A 6,423-nucleotide genomic window follows, 5' to 3' on the forward strand; every position below is an offset into this window, starting at 1 on the left:
GCATCAAAAAGCCTCCAACATGGAGGCTTTTTGATTAGGAGCCTAAAAATTAAACTCCGTGTTTAATGCGATATTGCACCAATTCTTCAATGGTGATCACAGTCAATTGATGTGTTTGCGCATATGCCAACACTTGAATGCCAGAGGCCATAGTTCCATCGGCATTGGTCAGTTCACACAAGACACCTGCTGGTTTTAAGCCTGCTAAACGTGCTAAATCAATCGTCCCTTCGGTATGACCGCGACGGGTGAGCACACCGCCTTGGCGTGCACGAAGCGGGAATACATGACCAGGGCGGTTTAAGTCGCTGGCAACAGCCCCATCTTTAATTGCTGCTTTGACTGTGGTGGTACGATCTTGTGCAGACACACCAGTAGTCACGCCAGTTGCAGCTTCAATGGTCACAGTGAATGCTGTTTTAAACTGACTTGAGTTATCTGACACCATAGGCACAAGGTCTAAGTGATCGGCCAGTTCATCGGTCAGACATAAACAGACAATGCCAGAACCATCACGAATCATGCGTGCCATTGTTTCGACGGTGAGAGTTTCAGCAGCCACAATGAGGTCGGCTTCGTTTTCACGGTCAAAGTCATCCATCACCAAAACAGGTTTGCCTTGGCGGATATCTTCTAAAGCTTGTTGGATACGTTGTTCAGCTGGAGAAAGGGCTGAAAAGAAAATTTCGGGTTGAATCAAACTAGACATTGAAACGCTCGCGTAAAATTGAAGTACGGTTGAACATTTCAGGACTTTGAAAAATTGGCGTAGCAATAAATCCTCACAGGTTTGTACCTGAGATTCTATTGGTCACGTCGTCTTCTTTCATCCGGACTATACCGTCGGCTTTGGAATTGAACCAAATCTGCGAGCCAAATAGATGATTTCTGCTTGGCTGGCTCGTGGGCTGATTCAGTCTGAGTCATTCAACTGAACTTACCACCGGTGGGGAATTTCACCCCGCCCTGAAGCGATGTAAATCCATTATAGTGCTAAATATTTAGAAAAACAGGGGGAGTTTTAGAATGATCAGTTTTATACATAGAATAATTTTTGCTATAGCTTTGCTAAAGACCAACACTCTCTCCGCATGATTTCATTTAGTATGAGTTTAATGTTCAAAAATGAATACTTTAGAAGAACCATAAAACATGAATAAGAAGTTTTTTCTATAGGTTGAATGGTTTGAAATGATCAAGATAAAAATAAGAGAGGGGGCAGAGTGATTAAAATTCGTGAGTCTGAATATTCTTGGAATGCTGAATCCTTCATCAAGCATCTTCAAGTTTTTGGCTTTACCCTCATTGCGGTCAGTATGCTGTATTTGGTTGCTGCTAATTGGTTTATGTTGCCACAGAATATTCAGCTGGCTATTCCTCAGTTGTTATTGTTACTTAGTGCGATTTGCAGCTTGTGGCTGACAAAACATGATTTTCTCGTGCAATGTTTACATAGTATCTGTGGTTTGATGATTGGTTTAAGTCTGGCTGTGATTGGTCAAATTTATCAAACGGGTGCTGACAGCTATTTATTATTTCTACTTTGGTCTGTGCTGCTTTTACCGTGGTTATATCGTCCGAATATCGGGGTATTTTTCCTTTTATGTATTATCAGCCAATTGGCGCTGTTTCTGTTTTTTATACAAACCTTTTGGGGGGATCAATATCCAGATCTCTTTTTAATCAGTATTCATGTATTTGCACTGATTCAATTCTATTTCTGCAATAAATATTTTTCGAAACTTCGTTATTTATTCTTACTATGGTTTGCCATTCTCTCGATTTGGCATATGGCGATGTATCTCTATGCGGATAAAAGCATTCTTTATTTCACAGTGTCTTTTCTCTTGTTGGGCATTTCACTGGCTTACTATTATCAAAATAAAGATCAGCTATGTAGCGCACTTTCAGCAGTTGGCTTAGGCATTAGCTTTACCTTGATCATTGTGAAGGCGGTGATGGAGTGGTTTGGTCAGAATGAAATTTTTGAATTATTTTTTATCGCACTGATTATTTTTGCGTGGTTTGCTTTCATCACTTACATGTTGATTAAATTTATTCCACATAGTCGGTTCAATGCTATTCCACTTGCCGTGGGAGCTTGGATTGCGGGCATCGTCTTTGCTACGTTGATGCTGACCTTTTTTGGGAATTTCTCTTTGATTATGGGTATTGTCTTTGTAGTGTTGGCAGCTTATCTGTTAAAAGCCAAACAAAGTTTGTTTTTAAGACAATTTGCTTATTGTCTTTGGGTTGCAGGACAAATTGCGGTGATCTTTCACACCGTTGATTTAATCAATCAAATTCTTCCTATTCTATTTTTACAATTGGCGATGCTAGCACTCGCTTATTTCATGCGAACACATTGGTTCTTTGTCTTTATTCAAATTTTGGGTTTATATGCAGCAGGTGTGGCGTGTATTTGGGATATCAATGCACATCTCAGTTGGCGTAATATTGTTGAAAATTTTGTTTATCTAGCACTTTGGAATTATGTTTTTTATCTGGGAATTTTGGCCATAAAATTCATACAGCCAACTGAATATCAACGCAGTTTATTACTTTCTGCACTTGGGATTATTCTATTTTCTATGGGTTTTTATACTTTATTTGGGAAATACGAATTAGCGAAAATTGAGCATATTCCGATATTGGCTTTTGGCTTACCGATTTTATGGTTTGTACTTTTTGTCTTTTTACATATTCAAAAGCAGTTTCATTTATTTGCGCATTTTATTTTGACTACTTTTGCAGTAGGGCTGATTTTTTATGGTTATTTCGATATTTTTATTTGTTTGGCCATTATTTCATGGGCATTAAAAACACAAGATAAAGTAATCTATGGATTTGCGCTGGCAACTTTCGCTGTAATTTTAGGGTTTTTATATTATTCCCTTGACGTGACCTTCCTAATTAAAAGTTTAAGCATGTTCTTGTCAGGTCTGATGTTGCTCTTGCTGACATTGAGCTTGATGCTATTTAAGCAAAAAGAGGAGTTCAGCATATGAAGAAAATGATTCCTCTTGCTTTGGCATTACTCAGCATCGCGGTATTTTTAGGCTTAATTTTTAAAAATGAATGGCACTTAAATAATAGTCAAAGCATGTATGTGCGTTTGCAACCTGTAGACCCGCGTTCGATTATTCAGGGGGATTATATGGCGCTGAATTATCAACTTTATTTTGCGCCTCAGCATTTGAGTCCAAAAAGTACCAGCCCAGTCAACATCAATCAAGAAGATCAGATTTTTTCAGGTCATTATTTTGATGAAGTGATTAAGAACAAATCTTCGGTGCTCACTTATGTTGAACTCGATTCACAGGGGCGCGTGATCCATAGCTATTTTGAGTTGCCGAAAAATGTTCGTACAGCTCGACTGATTTTACAAAACCCGAATAATCGCTATAGCGGGCTTTATCCTGCGTCGAGAAGTTTTTTATTTGCAGAAGGTTTAGTGGATTGTTATCAGCAGGCAGAATATGCTGAGTTTAAAGTCGATGAGCAGGGCAGTGCGATACTCACGGAATTGAAAGGTGATCAGCTACAAGATTTAGGCTGTGAGAGCAAACGAGATTGGTTGAGCGGGTTTCGTGCTACTCAGAATTGATCCAATTGCATTATTCTACTCATTAAAAAATCCGCACGCAGCGGATTTTTTAATTTATTGAGCTTAAGCCACTTGTACTGGAATACAGTTTGCCATGTGACTTACAGTATTGTCTGGATTTGCATAAACTAAACGTGGTTTATGTGCATTTGCTTCAGCTTCTGTAAAATCACCAAAGGTAGCAATAATCATTAAATCGCCTACATCGGCCTGATGTGCTGCACCACCATTGACTGAAATGATGCCAGAACCTTCTTCACCACGAATTGCATAGGTACTGAAACGCTTACCATTAGTCACGTTCCACATGTGAATTTCTTCATATTCGCGGATACCGGCTAAATCCAATAAAAGACCATCGATTGCACATGAACCTTCATAATGAAGTTCAGCTTGAGTAACAACACAACGGTGGATTTTTGCTTTTAATAAACGAGATAGCATGGCTAGCGTCTCCTGAGTGGACCTAAGATCGTTATCTTATGGTTGAATCAATCTGAACTTGCTGGATAAGCAATCAGGCAAGCGCATTTTGCCTTTAAAATGACAGTATAGCAAGCAGCATGGTTCAACATTTTTTTGACTTATCAGTTTGGTTTGTAAGCATTGATTTGATTCATGGCAGGCTGAATCTCACCATTCACCAGCATTTTAGTGCGAGCCAATGCGTGATGGATTGCGTCATCCATTAAATTTTGTTCATTGCTTGGTGCTTTGCTTAAGACATGTCCTGAAACACGTTCTTTTGAACCGGGGTGACCAATACCAATGCGTAAGCGATGGAAGTTTGGACCGATATGAGGGACTATGTCACGTAAACCATTATGACCACCATGACCACCACCTGTTTTTAGGCGAATGACACCGGGGTTCATATCCAGTTCATCGTGAGCAATCAGTATTGCTTCTGGAGCAATATTGTAGAATTTCGCGAAAGGAACAACACTTTTACCAACAAGGTTCATAAAGGTTGTGGGTAATAGCAGACGGACGTCTTGACCTTCGATATTACCACGCCCACTCATTCCATTGAATTTTGGGTCTTTTTTAAGCGTAATGCCATATTGTTCTGCAAGGCGTTCAACAAACCAAAAGCCTGCATTATGGCGGGTTTGGGCATACTCAGAACCTGGGTTGCCCAAACCAACAATCAGTGAAATATTTGACACTAATTACACCAATAACACTTATGCGCGAACGAAGTCAGCGTGCATAGGCGTGTTTTTAGCTGGGTGACGTTGTAACGCTTTGATTTTAACGCTTTCAACTTTGTCGCCAACTTTGATTTCAACAACTTCTTCGAAGAAAGCGTTGTTTTCTAAAGCTTTAACAAGCTCACGAAGTTCTAAAGTAACAGCTACAGGTTCAGCAGCACCACCGTAGATAATAGCTGGAACTTGAGCAGCATGACGAAGGCGGCGGCTCGCACCTTTCCCTTGGTTAGCTGCTTCACGCGCTTGAGCGTTTAATACGAAGTTTGCCATGATAGACATCCTTAATTTAAGTTTTAAATAAACTAGATCTGCGACCGACCTAGTGAGACAAAGCCCTGCACTGGGCAGGGCTTTTAAAATTCAGCGCTATATTATAGATAAGAATCAAACATTGCGCTAATAGATTCTTCGTTGTTAATACGACGAATTGTTTCAGCAACCATACTCGCAACTGAAACTTGGCGAATCTTACCAAGAGCTTGAGCTTCTTCAGAAAGAGGAATGGTGTCTGTAACAACCAATTCATCAATCACAGAGTTTTTCAAGTTTTCGATAGCTTTACCTGATAAAACAGGGTGAGTTGCATAAGCAACCACTTTGCGCGCACCAAATGTTTTCAATGCATCAGCAGCTTTACATAACGTACCTGCAGTATCCACCATGTCATCTACGATGACGCAGTCACGGCCTTTAACATCACCAATCAAGTGCATGACTTGTGATTCGTTTGCCTTTTGACGACGTTTGTCGATGATAGCAAGGTCAATATCGCCCATTTGTTTAGCAACAGCACGTGCACGAACGACGCCGCCAACGTCAGGAGAAACCACCATGAGGTTATCATGAGATTGTTGACGAAGGTCAGCTAAAAGCGCTGGTGTACCGTAGATGTTGTCTACAGGGATATCGAAGAAACCTTGGATTTGGTCAGCGTGAAGGTCGATCATTACCACACGGTCAATTCCTACAGTTGTCAGCATATCTGCGACAACTTTTGCAGTAATTGGAACACGTGATGAACGAGGACGACGGTCTTGACGCGCATAACCGAAATAAGGAATCACTGCGGTAATACGACCAGCACTTGCACGACGCAAAGCATCAGCCATAACGAGGATTTCCATCAGGTTATCATTCGTTGGGGCGCAAGTAGGTTGTACGATAAATACGTCTTTACCACGAACATTTTCAGTAATTTCGACAGCAATTTCACCGTCAGAAAATTGACCAATAGATGCAGCACCTAAAGGGATGTGCAAGTGGCTTACGACTTTTTGGGCGAATTGTGGATGTGCAGATCCACTAAAAACGACAAGATTGGGCATGAAGCACCCTTGGCGGTTGGCAATTTAGGAATTAGATGGCAGGGGTAGCTGGATTCGAACCAACGGATGCCGATATCAAAAACCGGTGCCTTACCACTTGGCGATACCCCTAATGCGGCAGAACTTTAATATTTTTGCGTCTTTCTGTCAAGGTAAATTAACAGTAGAACAGCAAAGTGTTGTTCTGTCTTTTTTGGAAAATGGCAGGGGTAGCTGGATTCGAACCAACGGATGCCGATATCAAAAACCGGTGCCTTACCACTTGGCGATACCCCTA

At 40.8% G+C, this 6,423-nt stretch carries 7 protein-coding genes, 2 tRNA genes and 1 riboswitch; of the genes, 2 read left to right on the plus strand and 7 right to left on the minus strand.

Features of this window, described 5'->3' with window-relative positions:
- Positions 1-49 precede the first annotated feature (49 nt).
- The gene (ribB, locus tag AXW61_RS08090) at positions 50-709 is read right to left on the minus strand and encodes a 3,4-dihydroxy-2-butanone-4-phosphate synthase (RefSeq protein ID WP_004695499.1); all 660 of its coding nucleotides are present in this window, start codon (positions 707-709) and stop codon (positions 50-52) included.
- 105 nt (positions 710-814) lie between these two features.
- A riboswitch (FMN riboswitch) is annotated at positions 815-977 on the minus strand.
- Positions 978-1,223: 246 nt separating this feature from the next.
- Here ribB and AXW61_RS08095 point away from each other — a divergent pair.
- Entirely contained in the window at positions 1,224-3,008 is a 1,785-nt protein-coding gene (locus AXW61_RS08095) for a DUF2157 domain-containing protein (protein WP_062033959.1), read from the plus strand.
- Positions 3,005-3,607 (plus strand): GDYXXLXY domain-containing protein, encoded by a 603-nt coding sequence (locus AXW61_RS08100; RefSeq protein ID WP_062033960.1) that lies wholly within the window; start codon positions 3,005-3,007, stop codon positions 3,605-3,607. Before AXW61_RS08095 ends, AXW61_RS08100 begins: the two co-directional genes overlap by 4 nt.
- A gap of 63 nt (positions 3,608-3,670) precedes the next feature.
- Here AXW61_RS08100 and panD read toward each other — a convergent pair whose 3' ends face one another.
- From panD to AXW61_RS08130, 6 genes are all read right to left on the minus strand, one after another.
- The gene (gene panD, locus AXW61_RS08105; RefSeq protein WP_004695506.1) at positions 3,671-4,051 is read right to left on the minus strand and encodes an aspartate 1-decarboxylase; all 381 of its coding nucleotides are present in this window, start codon (positions 4,049-4,051) and stop codon (positions 3,671-3,673) included.
- 143 nt (positions 4,052-4,194) lie between these two features.
- Positions 4,195-4,776 (minus strand): aminoacyl-tRNA hydrolase, encoded by a 582-nt coding sequence (gene pth / locus AXW61_RS08110; protein WP_004695508.1) that lies wholly within the window; start codon positions 4,774-4,776, stop codon positions 4,195-4,197.
- An 18-nt stretch (positions 4,777-4,794) separates the two neighbouring features.
- Positions 4,795-5,091, minus strand: coding sequence for a 50S ribosomal protein L25 (gene rplY, locus AXW61_RS08115; protein WP_004695511.1), 297 nt, complete (start codon positions 5,089-5,091; stop codon positions 4,795-4,797).
- Positions 5,092-5,192: 101 nt separating this feature from the next.
- The gene (locus tag AXW61_RS08120; RefSeq protein WP_004695513.1) at positions 5,193-6,146 is read right to left on the minus strand and encodes a ribose-phosphate pyrophosphokinase; all 954 of its coding nucleotides are present in this window, start codon (positions 6,144-6,146) and stop codon (positions 5,193-5,195) included.
- A gap of 36 nt (positions 6,147-6,182) precedes the next feature.
- Positions 6,183-6,257: transfer RNA gene (locus tag AXW61_RS08125), tRNA-Gln, on the minus strand.
- Positions 6,258-6,347: 90 nt separating this feature from the next.
- Positions 6,348-6,422: transfer RNA gene (locus AXW61_RS08130), tRNA-Gln, on the minus strand.
- Between the last annotated feature and the right edge of the window lies 1 nt (position 6,423).

The organism is Acinetobacter sp. BMW17, from assembly GCF_001592855.1.
GTDB lineage: Bacteria > Pseudomonadota > Gammaproteobacteria > Pseudomonadales > Moraxellaceae > Acinetobacter > Acinetobacter johnsonii.